Genomic DNA, 19,058 nt, shown 5'->3' on the forward strand with positions numbered 1-19,058 from the left:
GCCGTCTTATGTCTTTCTGTTTTCATTCAAAGTAGCCGCTGCCTTTAAAGACAGCGGCCAGTTCAGAGAAAAGGCACAAACAGTGATGATTTAAAATTTAAATAAATTCTTTTGGAGGTCTGGTTTTAAACCAATATCCTCTTGACCAAATGAAAAGAAAGTTGGATTGTAGACAGGGTGTGTTTGCTCAAATCGCTCTAGAAAATCGTCTGCTGTCTGTTTGTTATCCCAAGTGTTATGGTTTGAGTCTATATTTACTGTTTCTGTGGATTGATTGGATGTTTCTGGTTTATGTTGAGGCACTTCTTGTTCCTGATGCTCATATTTTCTTCTTTTTGTCTTAGTATCAATTTCTCTCTCCGAAACGATTGATAGATCAAAATAATCCCTGTGATTAAGCAGCGAATGAATACAGTTTGCCATGTCTTTTTCAGATGATGGGTCACGCTCTGTGGTGCCCCCTTCCCGAACTGCGTGGGTAAAACATTGACCTTCCTGATCGATTGAAAAATAATTGATAAGTCGGCCGAATCCCTTAAAAACGTAACCTATTTCCAGTTGTTGATTACCCTTTGATAAGGGGAAGGCTAAATTTAACCAGGGATCCATTAAAAACTGTTCATTGACTATTAGTATAAAATGATTATTAAAGGTCGCTAATCGCAGGGAGTGAATTAAGCTTTCTGGTTTTTGTGCCTGGTGTAACATAAGTGCAAAAGCAAAAAAAGCCTTTTCCTGGCAATTACCAAAGCCTGATCCTCTGCTGTATAGTGCAATTTTCAGAATTTTATTTAGCCAGGTCAAATCGGATGTTTCCAAGGTCTCGTCAGCAAAAATTTGAGTTAGCTTAACCAGTGAAGCATCGTTTTCATTATCAGTGGGTAAATCACAAGAGCTGATGTTTTGTGCTAATTGATTACCAAGCAGAATCAGCTCCCAGAGTTTTTTTTCTTCAATATTGAGATGAAATTTATCATTAACTGTGCGGGCTTTTGCTTTAACTTCCTTAACTTGAGAATGAGTAAGAGCGGCATGCTGATTTGGTTTTTTTGTTTTTTCAAAAGATTTGCTGTCAAGCACTCTTTTTTTGGAGCGTTTTTCTTGTTGCTGATTAAGTGCTTTTTCCTTCATTTTTTGAAAATCACCTAAAAGGCTATCCATAAATAATTCCTGTCTATTGTTATCAGCCGCTTTGGCACAGGATTTTGTGAACATATTAAACTCTCTTTTAATGGTCAGTTAGGATATTAGTCGTTGAACCTCTGATAATAATTAGCTGGACTGTTGTAAAAACAGAGCCTGGTTCAGTGAGTTTGCTATTTTATAAGTTAATTATTAAGATAACATTAATTTTTGCCTTTAAATTAACCTAATGGATTGGGTTTGTCTCACTTTGTAAGGGATTTTTGATTTTAAAAAGGTATAATGGATAACAAAATAAGAACCAATTACGGTAATCATTGGAAAATTGATGAACAAAGAACGAATTAAGAAAATAGCACTGGAGATTAGCAATTACATTCATGACAACATAAAAGCTTGTAATATCCCCAATCAAAAAAAAGAAAATAAGTTTTTTGCGCCTCTCGTCTATCTGTGTCAAAAAAAATGCGATGAGATTTTGAGAAATACCGAAATCAGTTTGCTGGAGCGTCTGCTAGGGTGTGCCAAAATTATCGATGATCTGCGATCAGGAAATTGTATGTTGCAAACTTTTTTGGCATTTCAACGTTTATTGACGCGATTGATTGAGAATAAGTTATCAAATTTTACCACGTGCATTCCAATTTCGATTATGACCACTTCCAACCATGCTTTTTTAATCGTTGATAAGGATATAGTATGTGATCCCTGGTTAAATTTTGTGGGAGATCTGAAGGATTATTGTTTTGCAAAAATGAAAAGGAAGGAGTATTTTGGAATACGTTCTGACTGGGCTTGCTTTACCAATACAGAAGTCTATGATTTTGATTCTACTAAATTTACAATTCAATTTGTAAACAGTTTGGTGGTAGGGCTGACTGATTCCAGTGAAGTTAAAGTGACAAATCAATTGGTGCAATCATCGAGTATGGCTTGTGATCTTGAAGAAGATCCTGTGATTACTGCCCAAAATGGGTTTCATAGAATGTGATGATCACTCATCCTGGTTGTTATAAGCTCTATTGCTGTTGTATTTGTCCAGGCTTCGGTTCGATTTAACGATAAATATATTGTACTGGCTAACTAGGGGGAGCGGATGAATTTTTTAAACAATAAAACGGTAATGATAACCGGTGCGTCCAGTGGTATTGGACAGGCTTGTGCCCGACTTTTTGCTGCGCAAGGGGCGCGACTCATCCTGGCGGCACGACGGGTTGAACGTTTAAATGAATTATCCAGTAAGTTAAATCATCATAATAATCAAGAACATTATATTCTTCCTTTGGATGTCAGCAAAAAAGATTTGGTGAAGCAGCAAATCCAATCTTTGCCTGGTCAGTGGAGTACTATTGATGTGCTAATCAATAATGCAGGTTTGGCTCTGGATACCTTGCCTTTGCATCAAGGAATATTAGAGCATTGGGATACCATGATAGATACCAATATAAAGGGATTGCTTTATATTAGCCGGCTAATTCTTCCTGGGATGTTAGAACGAAATAATGGACACGTCATTAATATCGGCTCCATAGCAGGCCATGAGTGTTATCCTAATGGAAATGTTTATTCGGCCACGAAGCATGCTGTTCATGCCATATCAAAATCCATGCGATTGGATATGTTAGGAAGTGCCGTTCGAGTCACGGAAATTGCACCAGGTGCTGTTGAGACTGAGTTTAGCGAGGTTCGCTGGAAAGACAAACAGCGAGCCAAAGATTTCTATAAAGATTTTCAACCGCTTATGGCCGAAGATATTGCTGATGCTGCTTTGTATTGCGCCACAAGACCTCAGCATGTCGATATTGAGCAAATGATTATCATGCCAACAGTACAGGCTTCTGCCAATCATTTGTCAAGGACAGGCAGATAATCAAGTGAATAATTGTATAAAAATTTGCCAACAATGGGCCTGTTAGTCTATTATTTTAAATATAGGTGATGACTGATCCTGGCTGAACCAGTAAGTAGTGCCAGATTAGGAGGTCGTTTTGGAGGGTGGTGTGTAAGCCTACAAAGGGTAGGAAACCTGAAGCTCTACATAAATCTCCACAGTGTCTTTCAGTTGCGGCTCAGAAACCGGGAAGTCGTTGCCTGTACTTAAACTCTCTTCTATTCTCTGTTTAAACTCATTTCATTAAAACATTTTTTGCCATTCCGTTGGGGTTTTGTGTAAATCCAAAATTAAAGCCCGCCACCATTTATTGTAAAATAGCTCAATTTGAGCAATTAATAATATTATCTTATAATTAAAGAACAACTATTTTGCCAGGAAGCAATTATGAATAAGTTAATTATTGCAGTCACTGCTGGTGCATCATTATTGCTGCTAACTGGATGTGCGGTTGATGGTGTGGCTGTTGATGATGTTTCTTACGATTCAGGTTATAGCAATGACTACGTTTATTCGGTTGGATATTATAGCAATCGTCCTTATTGGGGTAACAACTACTATTCGTCACCTTCTTTTGTAGGTCCTTATGGATATTGGGGGGGAGATTACGATTTCTAACTTCCAGGGAGAAGGCAAGCCTTCAAAGCAAATGAAGGCTATTCTGTTAATAATTACTCTTTTGCACGAGACACATATTCGCCTTTGCGGGTGTCTACCTTAATGAGTTCGCCAGTTTGAACAAACAGTGGCACACGAACCACGGCACCTGTTTCCAATGTGGCTGGCTTTCCACCCCCGCCCGAAGTGTCTCCTTTTAATCCCGGATCTGTTTCCGTGATTGCCAAAATGACAAAATTGGGGGGTGTTACCTGTATAGGTTCATTATTCCATAGAGTAACGACACAAATATCTTGCTCTTTTAACCATTGTGCTGCATCAGCTAATACGTTTTCAGTCAGAGCGTATTGTTCAAACGTATCAGGAACCATAAAATGCCAATATTCGCCATCATTATATAGATATTGCATTTCTACGTCAGCCACATCAGCAGATGGTAAGGTGTCGCCAGATTTGAATGTACGTTCTACAACGCGCCCGGTTTTTAGATTACGAATTTTTATGCGGGTGAATGCTTGACCTTTTCCGGGTTTTACAAATTCACAGTCAAGAATGCTGCACGGAGCATCATCAACCATTACTTTTAAGCCGTTTTTAAATTCATTTGTGCTATAGACTGCCATTTCTGCTCCATAGTTGAGATTTTGCTGTATTTTCGCTAAAGTTCGCACAGTTTATCAAGTCTGTAACTTTAATGCGAGATACCTCTTTGAGTTGGCAAAAAATTTTGGCGCAAGGATTTACTTCAACAACTGATTTATTAGATTTCCTGGAGTTGCCGAGATCTGAAGGAAATTTATTCGCGGAAAAACAATTTCCAAGCCGTATTCCTTTAGGTTTTGCTAACCGAATGCAAAAAGGAAATCTCCAAGATCCCTTGCTTTTACAGGTTCTCGCAAAAGGAGATGAACTTGCTGAAGCAGAAGATTATGTTATCGATCCCCTAAGTGAAAGTAATACCCTTATTAAAGGTTTGTTGCATAAATATCACGGGCGTGTTTTGTTAACTTTAACGGGCGTTTGCGCTGTGAATTGCCGTTATTGTTTTAGAAGGCATTTTCCCTATCAAGCGAATAATCCTGGTCGCCGGGGGTGGAAAGAGGTTTGTGCCTATATTGCAAATGATCCCAGTATTACTGAAGTTATTTTAAGTGGTGGAGATCCATTGCTCGCTGCGAATTTGGTTTTGGAAGAGTTACTCCAATCTTTGGAAGAAATTTCTCATGTACATACCTTAAGAATTCATACAAGAATTCCTATTGTTTTACCAGAACGTATCGATAAAGGATTACTTAATTTATTGACAAATACACGGTTTAAAAAAGTGGTTGTTGTTCATTGTAATCATCCGCAGGAGTTAGATGAGAGCGTATTACAGGCTTGCTCTGATTTGAAAAAAACTGGTTGTTATTTATTGAATCAATCTGTCTTGTTAGCCGGAATTAATGATGATGCACTGATTTTATCCAGGCTAAGCCATGCTCTTTTTGATTATGGGATCATGCCTTATTACTTGCATTTACTCGATAAAGTAAAAGGTTCAGCGCATTTCGATATGCCTTTTCTCAGGGCTCGGTCAATTTACCATCAATTACAATCTCTTGTGCCAGGATATTTATTACCTCGTCTGGTACGAGAAGAGCCGGGAAGATCCAGTAAAACCTTGTTGATTTAAAGGCTTGGTATGTCTTGGTTATTTACTATTTTATTCAATAGTCTTGTTTCTGCTGTGGTTTTTTGAGACTAAATCGATTTGTCCTCTTCCTCATAAAGGGCAATTAACTTTTCCTGAGCGCAGCTGCCGCTTTGCAAGATGTGTTTATAAGTCCCGTCACTTTGCATTTCCCAAACATTGTTGTTATCTTTAAGATAGTTTTTAATGATTTCGTTTTTTATTCTTTTTTTACATTCCTCATCATAAATGGGGAACATGATTTCAATGCGATTGTATAAATTTCTTTCCATCAGATCCGCACTGGAACAAAAATAATGTTCCTCTTCCTTGATGCGAAAATAAAATACTCTGTGATGTTCAAGGAATCTGCCGATAAAAGACAAGACTCTGATGTTCTCAGACACGCCAGTTAATCCTGGTTTTAAACAACATACCCCACGTACAAGAAGATTAATTTTAACGCCTGCCTGTGATGCTTTATATAATGCTTGAATCATCACTTTATCAGTTAATCCATTTACTTTCAGGATGATTTCAGTATCAATCCCTTCCGTAGCGGCAGTAATGCATTGCTCAATGAATTGTAAGAGAGTTTTTTGTAAGGTAAATGGTGAATGGCTCAAGGCTTTTAATTTAACCACTTTTCCAAGACCGGTTAATTGTTGAAAGATGAGCTGGGCATCAGACGTTATGGTGGGCTCACTGGTTAATAATCCCAAGTCCGTGTATCTTTTGGCTGTTTGTTCGTGATAGTTTCCCGTGCTTAAGTGCACATATCGTTTTAATTTACCATGTGTTCTTCGAACTACCAACGTCATTTTTGCGTGAGTTTTATAGCCTACTACTCCGTAGAGTACCAGAATCCCCGCAGCATGAAGTTTGTTAGCCAATTTTAAGTTGGATTCCTCGTCAAAACGGGCTCTTAGCTCAATGACAGCGGTTACTTCTTTTCCTGAGTGGGCGGCGTTAACCAGCGCGTCAACCATCACTGATTCCGAGTGGGTTCTGTAAAGCGTTTGATTAATTGCCAGTACATTAGGGTCTGAAGCAGCTTGCCTGACAAAATCAATGACTAAATCAAATGCTTGATAGGGATGATGTAATAGTATGTCTTGTTCATCAAGAACATTAAATAAATTACGTTGTGATTTGGAGAACTTGGGGTATTGTGGGGTAAAGGCAGGATAATTCAGATCAGGTCTGTCGATGCTGTTAATAGCACTCATATATCGCTGTAAATTAACAGGCCCATCACAATAATAGGTGTCTTCATGTCGCAAATGATATTTCTGCAGGAGAAAGTCAACAATTTTTTCAGGGCATTTGTTTTCAATTTCCAATCTCACGACATGACCATAATGACGGGAAAATATCTCTCTTTGCACCGCTTTAGCTAAATCATCAATTTCTTCTTCTCTTAAAAATAAATCACTATTTCGAGTCAGCCGAAATGAATAACATCCGCTTATTTCCATACCTGGAAATAAGCTATTAATATGCGTTTTAATGATGGAAGATAAATAAACAAAGTAATGGGAATCTCCACACAGCTCGGAAGGCAAATGGATCATGCGAGGAATAGAGCGGGGAGCGTGAACAACTGCGTAATTGATATTACGATCAAAAGCGTCTTTTCCACTTAGCGAAATAATAAAATTTAAACTTTTATTAATAAGCCTTGGGAGAGGATGAGCCAAATCCAGGGCAATCGGGCTTATAACCGGTAAGATTTCATGTTTAAAATAATGCTTTGCCCATAAATGGATGTCATCGGTCCATTGATCTGTCTCAAGAAAATGAATATTTTCTTTGCGCAATGCTGGAAGTAATTGTTTGTTAAAAATGTTGTAAAGTTGATCGATTAAAGCATGAGCCTTTTGACTTATTTGGCTGAATGCTTCATCGGCCCGTAACCCGTCTATAGTTAATTTGCCTGAAGACATGGCTATTTTTTCTTTAAGTCCAGCCACCCGGATTTCAAAAAATTCATCGAGATTACTACTGCAGATGCTGAGAAATCTCATTCTTTCCAATAAGGGGACGCGTTCATCATTAGCAAGCATTAATACTCGCTGATTAAACGCGATAGCAGAAAATTCTCGATTAATATAGTAATCTGGGTTATCCAGAGTAATATCCATGAGGAACTCCAGGTTTTTTCATTTCATGTCCACAGGTGATTTAGTTACCATGCAAAGCCCTTACATCTGGAGGAATTTTTTGCCAGGGGTAACCTTTTACCGCTTTGGAATAACCAATTTGATATAATTGATTCATTCTTTGAGTGTCAAACAATTCCTCCGAGTTCGAATCAAACTCATTCGGAACATTAGCCAAATTAAAATCAACTCCCTCTATAAGCGCACAAAGATAGACAAAAATAACATCTGCAGCCCCCTGGGATGCCGTGACGCTTTCTATAGCTCGCTTGCCAATTACTAATAATTTGGGCTTGATTACTTTGTAATGGAATTGATTCTGGTTATTGCGAATCACGTAGATTTTAACGTTTGGTTTTTGTTTCAGTTTGAAATGTTTTTTCGCAGTTTTGATATCGGAACCAAGACGGCTTAAAAAGACAGCAAATGTTGTTCCGCCATCGACGTGCATTTCTGTGTATGGTTTTCCGTTTGCGATGACATCAAAATAAACAGGTGGCATGACAACCGGAATGCTGGCGGAAGCAAGCATAATTTTTCGGAATAACTGAACTCTCTCAGGGTTTTTGCTTGCCGCGATTCGGGTCATATCCCATACCACCAGTTTTCGTGAGTAAAGATTGGATGTCCCTACATAAAGCCGTCGCCCTTGATAATAGCCTTTGGCAATGTCATCAAGTAATTTTTCATCGACATGACGGGCAATCAGGTCCTGGAGTGGTTTGGTTCCTTTAAGAGCACTACCTCCTGTCAGTAATGTCCATAGTAAAGGTTTGTTACTGAGTACATCTTTCGAGGTAATGGTTGTATACACTTTCTTTAATGTAGCGTCATACTTGGGGCCAGCAAAAGCTAATGGTGCTATCAATGCGCCAGTGCTTATCCCTGTCACTGTTGTAAAGGTTGGCCGAGAACCTGATTTTGTCCACCCATTTAGTAATCCAGCACCAAAAGCACCATAATCACCACCACCCGAAATAATCAGTAAGCTGAAAGAGCCTTTTTGATGGAACATGGTATCAGGATAAGCTTTAGCCAGTTGTTTTACCCTTTCAAGAGATTGCTTTTTAATTGTTGGGTTATCACTGTTGGTGAATTCAGTGCGTACTTCATTAAAACCAGGCACTACCGCTTTATCTGCCAATTCAGCAGGAAGAGGATTATTTTTTGCTGTATTGCAAGCAGTTTCTAAAAAAAGCAAAAATACAACAATAAAAATCCTTTTCATAATTTTCCTCTAACGTAATGTTTTTCTGAATTTTATTCAAAAAATGAATTAAAAGCGATAGTGTTTACTTTCATCTTAACGTACCAGGAAAAAACATACGGCGATAAATGCCAAAAAACCATAAAAAGGTGATAAATTCCAAAAGGCCAAGGCAAGAAAAAACAAAATACAGCAAACAGCCATAGGAACAGAATAATAGACGTCAATAACGCCTTGAACTACTGAAAATGTGGCGGCTGCTAACAATGCCAAGGCTCCGTATTGGACTGAGATCATAATTTTGCGTGTTATTGGACCGTTATGTGAACTAAGCCACTGATATCCCACAAGAGCCATGATTAATCCCGGTAAATTCAGGCAGAGAATAGCAAGAATTAAACCTGTGATTCCTGCTGCTTTATAGCCTATTAATGCGGCCAGTTTTATTCCCGTTAATCCCGGGAATAAAAAACTTGACCCTAGCATACCAACAAACTCTTCTTTCCCTATCCAGTGCCTGTAAGTGACTGCCTCATATTCCAATAATTTTAACATGGAATTGCCGCCGCCTAAGGATATCAGGCCAATTTTCCCAAAACTGTAGATGATTTCAATGAAAGTTCTTATCATATCTTTAAAGTCTTTTTTAAGAAGGTAACGTATTCAAAAGAAGGTTGATTTCCGAACAAAAGGACACTGATGGTTTCTACCAGGGTTAATGATCTCCCCTCAACACAGGCACTGAAATACGCTTCATTCTTGACTTCAAGACGAGCAAGCTCAAGCTTTACAGTGGGCGTTGTGGGGAATTTGAAGACAAAAGCTTCTTTTTTAACAAAAACAACAATTCCTTTTTCTTTTATTTTTTTCAATAGTTCTTGTCGATTCATGTGCTCGGCATCGCCATGACAAGAGAGAGTTTGTGGGGTTTCAAGATGTACTTTAGGCCCAAAACCCAGTGCAGAGCCTGATTGTTTAATGACAGGTTTATACAATAATTCGTTACGTCTTTGTTTTATATTATAGTCAGAGTCAGGCAGTAAATAATAATAGTCTTCTTTATGTTTTTTCTGGTAGTTGGCCAGGTCAAGCAACGAACTGTCAATAGCATGTATACGGATGATTTGATCTGGAGGCCAAAAATAGCGTTTTTCCCATTTCAGGTTGTCTTGCACATCATGACCTAAAGTCGTGAGTGGTGGTGTTTGTATAGAGGAAAATTCAAAATTCCAAACCAGTCGTTGCATCATTAGTATTTTATCTTTTTTTTGCTTACGCTAGATGATTTGATTTGTTTTGGCAAGGTTAACTTAAATATTTAGTATAATTTTTAAAGGATTATTGCTCGCTAAATAAAGTGTAAAAAGTATATACTGGTTATTCTATAAATCTCTTAATAAAATAGCAAAGGAAGGTATTTTATGGCTATTGTATTCTTTTTAATTTATTTGGCTTTTACTCTGGTAGTACTGTCCAGAAGAATTAATCCAGTGATTTGGGAAATTGGAAGCATAATCTACCTTATTCCCGCAACATTTTATTTTGGGTTCCCCTGGATTATCGGTTTATTCATTTGGTTCTTTATTATCGCTGCCGTGCTGGTAGTTCAAGTGGAGCCATTACGCCTATTCATCGCAGATTATTTGTACAAAACCGCAGGAAAATCGATACCCAAGCTCTCTAAAACGGAAGAGGAAGCTTTAAACGCGGGGGATACCTGGCTGGAACAAGATATTTTTACAGGGAAACCTGATTGGCAAAGATTATCAGCAGTTTCGACAGAGCTAACAGCAGAAGAACAAGCTTTTTTGGATCATGAAACTCATACTTTATGCAGTATGCTGGAAGAGTGGGAAATTAGCCAGGAATATGATTTATCCCCCAAGGTTTGGAATTACATTAAAGAGAAAGGATTTTTGGGATTAGTGATACCAAAGGAATTCGGTGGCAAAGGATTCTCAGCTCGAGCCCATTCCGATATTGTAATGAAAATTGCAACTCGCTCGGGAGTGGCGGCAGTGACCGTAATGGTTCCTAATTCCCTGGGCCCGGGTGAATTAATAAATTATTATGGAACAGATGAGCAAAAGGCATATTATCTCCCACGTCTTGCCAAAGGTGTTGAGATTCCCTGTTTTGCATTGACAGAGCCAGGGGCTGGAAGTGATGCGACTTCCATCCAGTCAGAAGCTATCGTAGTTAAAAAGAAGATAGATGGAAAATCAGTACTTGGCTTAAATATCACCTTGGATAAACGGTGGATTACTTTAGCCCCTGTTGCGACTTTAATTGGATTGGCTGTGAACTTGAAAGATCCAGATGGGCTTTTGAAGGGTGAAGGAGAGGAAGGCATCACTTGCTTGCTGATTCCAAGGGATACAGAAAATCTGGAAATTGGTAATAGACATTTACCAGCTAATCAGCCTTTTATGAATGGAACTTTACGCGGCAAAGATATTTTTGTACCTATTGATACCATCATTGGTGGCCAAAAGAAAGCGGGAGCCGGGTGGCAAATGTTGGTTGAATGTTTATCTATCGGGCGTTCAATATCGCTACCAGCACTTGGGGCAGGTTCTTCTTCAATTTCTTATTTAACAACAGGTGCTTTTGCCAGAATTCGTCGTCAATTTAATGTAGAAATCGCTCAGTTTGAAGGAGTAGAGGAAAAACTTGCAGAAATAGCCGGTTTGAATTATTTAATCAACTCTACCCGACTGTTGACCGTCGCTGCTGTGAATGAACATAAAAAGCCCTCTGTAGCTTCAGCGATTACTAAATATTTTAATACGGAATTGGCACGAATAACTGTGAATGCTTCTATGGATGTTCATGCTGGACGAGCTGTTGTTGTTGGGCCACGCAATTACTTAAATAGTTTATATCAAGGTGTTCCTATTTCTATTACGGTAGAAGGGGCTAATATTATGTCTCGAAATTTATTGATTTTTGGCCAGGGATCCATGGCATGCCATCCGTTTATTCGTGATGAATTCTACGCCATCTCCAGTGAAAATAAAGAGGCATTTAGAGAGATAATTTGGAAGCATATTCATTATTTTATGCAGAATTTTGCTAAAACAGTTTGTTCAGCATGGACAAGCGGTTTGTTTATTGCAGTTCCCGAAAATTCAATGAAAAGAGAGTATAAGAAATTAGCGCGTTTGAGTTATGCTTATTCCTGGCTTGCTGATCTGTCTTTAATTTATTTGGGAGGAGATTTAAAGCGCAAAGAGCGATTGTCTGCAAGATTGGCTGATGGCATGTCTTATCTCTATATGGCAATGGCGGCACTACGAAATGCACAATTGAATCAAGATCACCCCGATGAGCAATTGCATGCCAGATGGGCGGTAACCTATTGCTTTTATCACGCGCAGAAATCCATGATTGCGCTTTGCCACAATTTCCCTTCCAGATTTTTAGGTTTTATTGCCCGAGTAGTCGCTTTTCCATTTGGCCAAACCATGCGTTATCCTTCAGACAAATTAGATCATAAGTTGGCTCGTTTGATGACGGGTAACAATCATTATCGTGACCGCTTGAAAAAATTGGTCTTTCTCAGCGGCGATCCTAAGCAGCCTGTGGATCGGATGGAGCATGCTTTGCAGCTTATTATTGAAACGGATGGATTAAGCAAAAAAGTGAATGATTTGAAGCGTTATAAATGGAGTAAGTTGAAAGAGAAGTTAAAAGAAAAAGTAGAGTCTGGCCAGTTGTCACAACAGGAAATGGATGAGTTGCTTGCTGTTGAAGACGCACGTTGGGATGCTATTTTAGTGGATGAATTTACCTTCGATTCAATGAAGAAGAAGACATTTCATTCTGTGATAGAAAAAATGAAATCTCCCTTGGCGTGATTTTACAGACTTTTAACATCGATTTACCAACCAGCTATCAATCCAAATGGGGCTGGTTTGCTATAATTAAACTATATTTCCTGGACCAAACATATATTGTTGAGAGTAAGTTATGCCAAAATACACACTGCCCACAAGAGATGCCTTATTAAAAGCGATGCAAGTAGGTGAAACATCCATTGAAGCCGCTGAATATATGGCAACAAGGTTTGAGCAGATTTTAACGCAAGCGAAATTATTACCAGAATGTAATGATATGCTGGAAAAAATAAAGGAATATGCTCAATTCGTTAAATTCAAATTATTATCATCTGCTCAAGTTTGGTCTGGCCAAGAAAGGCCAATTTCAGATTACCAAAACACACAGGAAAATAAAGCTGAATTTTTGGCAAGCCATTTGGAAGGGTTGCCAAGTGGATTAAAACTCGAAGTTGCTATTGGGGGCGATGCCAAAATATTGCGAGGGTTTTCTTCCAATGGAAAAATGATAGAAGGAGATCAATTAAAAACAATGGATGGATTATTAGAAGGATGGCTTGCCAAGAATAGTCTTGCTATTTCAGGAGGTTCTGTTGTTAAAATAGACAACACGGGTAACCAAACCAAAGTAAATCCAGAGGAAATCAAAGCATTAATGAACAATAGCGAAAAAGGGATTGCCAGATATTTTGCTGATAAAGGAGTAAGCATGGAGGTGGTACAACGAGCTTACCCAGAAGCAAAAGCAGTGGAAACCAAGCGAGAAGAAATCAAGCAAGAAATTGAATCCGGTGCCGAAGCCCCGACCACTCAGTCAATCAGATAGGAATAAACGGTGGTTCACCTGACAACCAAGTTTGGTTGTCAGGTGAAGTTATTTGCTGCCTGAAGTCTTGCGAGGGAACCTATGTCATACCAAATTCCTGAATGAATACTTCCGGTGGCTTTATTTTGTTCTACGCATTTTCTGAGTAAAGGAGTAATGGAATACCTTCCTTGTTTGCAGTTGGCAAATACTCCCGGATTATAACAGGCAATACCTGAAAAAGTGTAAGCCTGATTTGTATTGGTTAAGCGGGATTCATTGATTAAGCCAAAATCACCATGATGAAGCAGTGAAGGATTTTTGGGGATTAAAATAAGATGAAATGTATCAATATTTTTGAGTTGGATCTTGGCAAAATCAAAATCAGTATAAATGTCGGCATTGACTGTTAAAAATGGCTCATCACCCAGTAAAGGCAAGGCTTTAACAATCCCCCCTCCGGTTTCCAGGCCTCCAGGTGGTTCTGGAGAATAGATAATATTCAAACCCCATTTTTTTCCATTTCCTATGTATTGGCGAATTTGTCCGCCCAGGTAGGCATGATTGATTACCAATCGTTTAAAGCCAGCATTGGCCAGGTTAATGATATGATGTTCAATTAAAGGTTTGTTTTTTACTGTGCAAAGTGCTTTAGGAATTTTGTCGGTTAAAGGGCGTAATCGCTCTCCACGCCCTGCCGCAAGGATCATAGCCGTTTTCATGGTAAATAAACTCGTTTTTGCAGAAAATTAAAAAATGGGTGTAATTCTTCATATATTTCGGTGCATTCCAGCGCATATTTTAACGTTAAGGGCAAGTCTCCAAGATACCCTGCTTTATTATCACGCAAATATAAACGGCAAAAAACACCTAACACTTTTAAATGTCTTTGTAACCCACACAGATCAAAGGCACGAATAAAATCGGTTAGAGAGTACATATTGGCGAGGGGACATTTTTCATGAAAATAGGTTACCCATTCTAAAACCTTTTCTCTTGGCCATGAAATATAACAATCTTTGAGTAAAGAAACCAAATCATAGGTAACAGGGCCTAGCATAGCATCCTGAAAATCAATAGTTGCTAAACAGCTATCCTTATTTTTGACTAACATCAGATTTCGTGAATGATAGTCTCTGTGAATGAAAACTCTTGGTTGAGTAGCTACTTCGCTTGCGATCCACTCGATGGTATGCTCAAAAAGTTGTAATTCGTCTTGTTTTAAATCAAGAGAAAGATAGGCTTTCAAAAACCATTCCAAACATAAATTCATTTCTTTGAGCATGAAACCCTTATCAAATAAGGGAAGTTCAGGATTGTCAGTGGAACAGTTTTGAATTTGTAATAGCAAATTCATTGCTTGGCTATAATAATTATCGACTGTTTCATGATTCAGCTTATTTAATAATAATTGATCCCCTAAATCGCTTAGTAATAGAAAACCGTCTCTTTTATTTATTGCCAGAATATTGGGGACTGGTATTTTAGTTTTATCGAGAACGTTAGCGATATGGATAAAAGGTTCAATATTTTCCTTTTCAGGAGGAGCGTCCATAACTACCTGAGTCAATCCATTATATTGAAGGCGAAAATACCTTCTAAAACTTGCATCTCCTGCTAAAGGAGTGAGGATAAAGTCTTTTTGTTGAATCGTTTGAGCTAACCACTCTTTCAGTGCGTTTTCTCTTTCATGCATGGTATACTTCCCGTTTTTATTTCCCGAGTGCGGTTGATATACTCCCGTATTTAAAAGAGTAATTTCATTCGTGCACAAATAATAAGGTATTTTGTTAGCTGTGAACATGAGGTTTTATAAAAAGCTAATTATATACGGTTTTATATCATTTATCGCCTTATTGCGAGGTTTACTCTATTGTCATTTAAAGAAGTTATTTAAAAAATGTTCTGAATCTTTATTTTACGTGAAATGGGTATTCATGGTCGCAGGGATAAGTGCTGTCGTTTTGTCTTTGATGAATTATCAAGGCTTAGCTTATTCTGCCGCTTTGATAAATGAACCCATTCAAGCGTGCGTGATTGCGCGTGAGGTCGATTTAACAGACGATATAAGAACTAAATTTGCTCAATGCCTGGGTTGGCAATCGGATCCAAGCTCCCCGGTTTGTCTCGGTTCTTATAAACCCACTACGGTAACACCACTAGCTAACCCAGATGAAGTGCGTATTCTGGCAGATACGGCTTCCTTCTATCGTACGCAAAGATCAACTTTATCTGGGCATGTAGAAATGCAGCAGGGGCAAAGAATAGTTAATGCCCAAACAGCCTATGTGTATAGAGATCCTAAAACAAATGAAGTAACAAAAATTGAATTTTTGAATCATGTGCGTTATTTGGAACCTGATAGAATGATGATCGCGAGAAAAGCAATTGTGTATCCGCAAGATAAATCAGGTGAAGTAGAAGATGTTCTGTATCGATTTAATACGAATAGAAGCAATGCATTGCTGCCTGCCTGGGGTAGGGCGAGTTTAATCAAGCGTTTTGCAAATCAAGATTACTTTTTGAAAGAGGCAACTTACACTACCTGCGCGCCTCAAGATAAGGCTTGGGCCATTGAGGCCGAGTCCATCAGTATAGACAACGCGAAAGGGAAGGGTGTGGCTCGAAATGCCAAATTGCGTATCCACGAATGGCCAGTGCTTTATACCCCCTATTTAAGTTTTCCTACCAATAGAGATAGAAAATCAGGGTTTCTGATGCCTATAGTGGGTTATTCCAATGTGGGGGGGGCTGATTTAGGTATCCCCTATTATTGGAATATGGCGCCAAATTATGACATGACCCTTGTTCCTCATCTTTATACAGAACGTGGCTTGATGATGGGAGGGCAATTTAGGTATTTGACTTCAAAGGGCACTGGAACATTTAATGGAAATTTTTTACCAAAAGACAAAGCCTTTGGCCGATTTTTACAAAATAATGAGATAGAGTTCCCTCAAATTAGAGGACTTTCCACGAATCGTTGGGAAGTAAATCTGGTCGATTCAACCCAATTTCTCCCTGATCTTCAATTAAATGTTAATTTTCAACAGGTTTCTGATGATTATTACTTGCAAGATTTCAGTACAAATTTGGCATCGGTAACTCAAAGACAATTATTACGACAAGCGGATTTAACCTATGAAACTGAAAACTGGACTTTCAGGGGTATGGGGCAAAGTTATCAAACATTGCACCCGATTAATGAAATCCCGGTTTCCCCTGTATATGAACGTTTACCGCAGCTTATGGCACGAGGTTATTATGATGATTTACCTTTTAATGCCAATATAAATATCCTGGGTCAATATGATCAGTTTCACTGGCCTAATGATTCATGGAATATAGCACTTAACAATATGCCTCAGGGGCCTCGATTTCATCTGAACCCCATTTTATCAGTGCCAATGATGAAGCCATGGGGATATGTTACTCCTTCCATACAATTTGTAGAAAATTATTATGATGTTTCAAGAAATTACACTTGGGTTACATCCCGTGCTAATTATAACCTGACAATACCTCGCTACAGTCTTGATAGCGGGTTATATTTCGAACGTGATTTGCGTTTTAAGGGTACGTATTACATACAAACATTAGAACCGAGATTATTCTATTTAAGAGTACCTTATTATAACCAAACACTTATTCCAGTTTATGATTCCGGGTTTATGATTTTTAATGTTGATCAATTGTTTAGAACCAATCGCTTTTCAGGGTTTGATAGAATTGGAGATGCCAATCAGCTAAGTTATGCCCTCACCACAAGGTGGTTAGAAGATGAAACAGGTGCCGAGAAAGCGAATTTTTCTATTGGTCAAATTAAATATTTTAGTCAGAGAAGAGTACAACTTTGTCAAAGCCCTACCGGATTTTGTACCGATAATCCAGATACCTTTGGAAACCTATCTTCTACTTTTGGAACATCACCTATTGCGTCAAGGGCTGTATATAAATTTAATCCAGCCTGGGGAATAACAGGTGATTATATTTGGGATCCGGCAACAAAGGCTACCAATAACGCAGATTTAAATTTGCACTATCAGCCAGCACGTAATGCCATCATCAATGGCGGGTATAGTTATTTGGTTAATGGTGACGTCACTCAAGTAAGAAATAATGGCACTGAAAATAATGCCTTACATCAAGCCATTCTATCTGCTGCCTGGCCGCTTAGTGAAAAATGGAGTGGCATTGGAGCCTATAGTTATAATATCAGTAAAAATTACAGTATGATGTCATTTCTTGGCGTTCAATATGATAGTTGTTGCTGGGCTATGCGTATTTTGGGAGGGCGAACTTTTAGAAGTTTAAATGATGAATTTGAGCCTCAGTACAATAACAACATTTATTTGCAAATATTATTAAAAGGCTTAGGATCAGTAGCGAGCAGTGATCCAAGTGGGGTATTGAATACCTATATCCCAGGATACTATGACCCTTTCCGACGTCGTTAAAATCCAATGATGAATGGCATAATAAAAGCGAGACAGGTTTGGGTATTCAGGTTAGTACAGGTTGAAGATATTTTAATCTATTTTTTATGAATTATGGTGCAAATTAAGCAAACTTGCTTGTATTTTGACAAAGAATAACATAAATTGCCCGAAAAATGTAAATGAGGATTATGGCATGTTTAAAAGAATAGCATTGGTATGCGCTTTGTTTTCAGGAATATGTTTCGCTGAAGGAAAGCAGTTATTAGATAAAGTGGTTGCTATAGTAAATGATAATGTCATTACTTCCAGCGAATTGAATGCTCAAGTCGAGTTATCTAAAAAGCAGATTATTGCTCAAAATATGCAAATGCCCGATGAGTCCGTATTACGTAAGCAAGTATTACAACATTTAATAGATGTAGATCTGGAAATGCAAATGGCAAAACAAAATGGTATTACTATTGATAATGCTGAACTTGATGAAGCGATAGAAAAAATTGCTGCTTCAAATCATCTAAATTTATCACAGATGCGTGATGAAATTACAAAGCAAGGGATTAGCTGGCAAGAATACAGACAAAATGTTCGCAAGGAAATGCTAATTTCCAGGGTTCAACAAAAAGCAGTAGGCAAAGATATTATTGTTACTAACGAGCAGGTGGAACAATACTTAAAAACTTCAGGCCGCATAGAAAATTCTAACTTAACTTATCATTTAAAAAATATTGTTATCCCTTTAAGTGAAGAGCCAACGACCAAACAACTCCAAAGAGCTAAAATCGAGGCAGAAAACTTATTAAATAAAATTAAAAAAGGCGAAGACTTTAGCCGTTTGGCAATAGAAGAATCAAGTGGAGAGTTTGCATTGGAAGGTGGTGATTTAGGTGAGCGTCATTTGGCTGAACTGCCTGAGGTGTTTGCCAAGGAAGTAGTGCACATGAAGGTAGGTCAGGTGGTCGGCCCGATAAGAGCAGGGAATGGCTTTCATTTGATCAAATTAATAGCTGTTGGCGGCGAGAGTCAGCGTCATGTGATCACTCAAACCCATGTCAGACATATATTGCTTAAACCTGATGCCAGTATGGTGCCATCTGAAGCGATTAAACAAGTCAATAATATTTACCTGCAAATAAAGTCAGGCAAGGATTTTGCTCTCATGGCTAAACAATATTCGCTTGATGCCGCCAGTGCAGTGAAAGGCGGTGATTTAGGATGGGTTAATCCAGGGGAGTTAGTTCCAGAGTTTGAAAAAACCATGAACAGTTTACCATTACATAAAGTC

The 19,058-nt window shown here is 38.4% G+C and carries 16 protein-coding genes (1 of these 16 only partly in view); 8 read left to right on the top strand and 8 right to left on the bottom strand.

The annotated features are described in order from the left end of the window. Positions 1 to 90: 90 nt before the first annotated feature. Positions 91 to 1,215: a Ceg14 family Dot/Icm T4SS effector gene (gene ceg10, locus OQJ02_RS01465; protein ID WP_265717579.1), complete on the bottom strand. Its 1,125-nt coding sequence runs from the start codon at positions 1,213 to 1,215 to the stop codon at positions 91 to 93. Between the two features lie 256 nt (positions 1,216 to 1,471). Between ceg10 and OQJ02_RS01470 the strand changes: the two genes are divergently transcribed. The 3 genes from OQJ02_RS01470 to OQJ02_RS01480 all read left to right on the top strand — a co-directional run bounded on the left by OQJ02_RS01470 (position 1,472) and on the right by OQJ02_RS01480 (position 3,652). Next, positions 1,472 to 2,134, top strand: a complete 663-nt coding sequence (locus tag OQJ02_RS01470; protein ID WP_265717580.1) for a hypothetical protein — start codon at positions 1,472 to 1,474, stop codon at positions 2,132 to 2,134. Positions 2,135 to 2,239: 105 nt separating this feature from the next. Then, positions 2,240 to 3,013, top strand: a complete 774-nt coding sequence (locus OQJ02_RS01475) for an SDR family NAD(P)-dependent oxidoreductase (protein ID WP_265717581.1) — start codon at positions 2,240 to 2,242, stop codon at positions 3,011 to 3,013. A gap of 408 nt (positions 3,014 to 3,421) precedes the next feature. Further along, complete coding sequence (locus tag OQJ02_RS01480) at positions 3,422 to 3,652, top strand: hypothetical protein (protein WP_265717582.1); 231 nt, start codon at positions 3,422 to 3,424, stop codon at positions 3,650 to 3,652. A gap of 53 nt (positions 3,653 to 3,705) precedes the next feature. Here OQJ02_RS01480 and efp read toward each other — a convergent pair whose 3' ends face one another. Further along, the gene (gene efp / locus OQJ02_RS01485) at positions 3,706 to 4,275 is read right to left on the bottom strand and encodes an elongation factor P (protein ID WP_265717583.1); all 570 of its coding nucleotides are present in this window, start codon (positions 4,273 to 4,275) and stop codon (positions 3,706 to 3,708) included. Positions 4,276 to 4,346: 71 nt separating this feature from the next. Between efp and epmB the strand changes: the two genes are divergently transcribed. After that, positions 4,347 to 5,327, top strand: coding sequence for an EF-P beta-lysylation protein EpmB (epmB, locus tag OQJ02_RS01490; RefSeq protein WP_265717584.1), 981 nt, complete (start codon positions 4,347 to 4,349; stop codon positions 5,325 to 5,327). Positions 5,328 to 5,395: 68 nt separating this feature from the next. Here epmB and ppk1 read toward each other — a convergent pair whose 3' ends face one another. The 4 genes from ppk1 to OQJ02_RS01510 form a co-directional block, all read right to left on the bottom strand. Continuing rightward, on the bottom strand, positions 5,396 to 7,468 hold the full coding sequence (gene ppk1 / locus OQJ02_RS01495; protein WP_265717585.1) for a polyphosphate kinase 1: 2,073 nt from the start codon (positions 7,466 to 7,468) through the stop codon (positions 5,396 to 5,398). A 40-nt stretch (positions 7,469 to 7,508) separates the two neighbouring features. Continuing rightward, a complete protein-coding gene (locus OQJ02_RS01500) occupies positions 7,509 to 8,714 on the bottom strand; it encodes a patatin-like phospholipase family protein (protein WP_265717586.1) in 1,206 nt (401 codons plus the stop codon). 75 nt (positions 8,715 to 8,789) lie between these two features. Next, positions 8,790 to 9,323, bottom strand: coding sequence for a chromate transporter (locus OQJ02_RS01505; protein ID WP_265717587.1), 534 nt, complete (start codon positions 9,321 to 9,323; stop codon positions 8,790 to 8,792). Further along, positions 9,320 to 9,940, bottom strand: a complete 621-nt coding sequence (locus OQJ02_RS01510; protein ID WP_322783400.1) for a hypothetical protein — start codon at positions 9,938 to 9,940, stop codon at positions 9,320 to 9,322. Before OQJ02_RS01510 ends, OQJ02_RS01505 begins: the two co-directional genes overlap by 4 nt. A gap of 174 nt (positions 9,941 to 10,114) precedes the next feature. Between OQJ02_RS01510 and OQJ02_RS01515 the strand changes: the two genes are divergently transcribed. Next, entirely contained in the window at positions 10,115 to 12,553 is a 2,439-nt protein-coding gene (locus OQJ02_RS01515) for an acyl-CoA dehydrogenase (RefSeq protein ID WP_265717589.1), read from the top strand. 112 nt (positions 12,554 to 12,665) lie between these two features. Then, a complete protein-coding gene (locus tag OQJ02_RS01520; protein ID WP_265717590.1) occupies positions 12,666 to 13,358 on the top strand; it encodes a type IV secretion protein Dot in 693 nt (230 codons plus the stop codon). Between the two features lie 38 nt (positions 13,359 to 13,396). On the opposite strand, the gene murU is transcribed toward OQJ02_RS01520, so the two are convergent. Then, on the bottom strand, positions 13,397 to 14,059 hold the full coding sequence (gene murU, locus OQJ02_RS01525) for an N-acetylmuramate alpha-1-phosphate uridylyltransferase MurU (protein ID WP_265717591.1): 663 nt from the start codon (positions 14,057 to 14,059) through the stop codon (positions 13,397 to 13,399). Beyond that, the gene (locus OQJ02_RS01530; RefSeq protein ID WP_265717592.1) at positions 14,056 to 15,033 is read right to left on the bottom strand and encodes an aminoglycoside phosphotransferase family protein; all 978 of its coding nucleotides are present in this window, start codon (positions 15,031 to 15,033) and stop codon (positions 14,056 to 14,058) included. Before OQJ02_RS01530 ends, murU begins: the two co-directional genes overlap by 4 nt. Positions 15,034 to 15,274: 241 nt before the next feature. Here OQJ02_RS01530 and OQJ02_RS01535 point away from each other — a divergent pair, with 241 nt between their 5' ends. Together OQJ02_RS01535 and OQJ02_RS01540 are read left to right on the top strand one after the other, a co-directional pair. Then, on the top strand, positions 15,275 to 17,794 hold the full coding sequence (locus tag OQJ02_RS01535) for an LPS-assembly protein LptD (RefSeq protein WP_265717593.1): 2,520 nt from the start codon (positions 15,275 to 15,277) through the stop codon (positions 17,792 to 17,794). Positions 17,795 to 17,969: 175 nt separating this feature from the next. After that, on the top strand, positions 17,970 to 19,058 hold the 5' portion of the coding sequence (locus OQJ02_RS01540; RefSeq protein ID WP_265717594.1) for a peptidylprolyl isomerase. The gene runs 201 nt beyond the window's last position; only the first 1,089 of its 1,290 coding nucleotides appear in the window; its start codon is at positions 17,970 to 17,972; the stop codon falls past the right edge of the window.

Source organism: Legionella sp. PATHC032, from assembly GCF_026191185.1.
GTDB lineage: Bacteria > Pseudomonadota > Gammaproteobacteria > Legionellales > Legionellaceae > Legionella.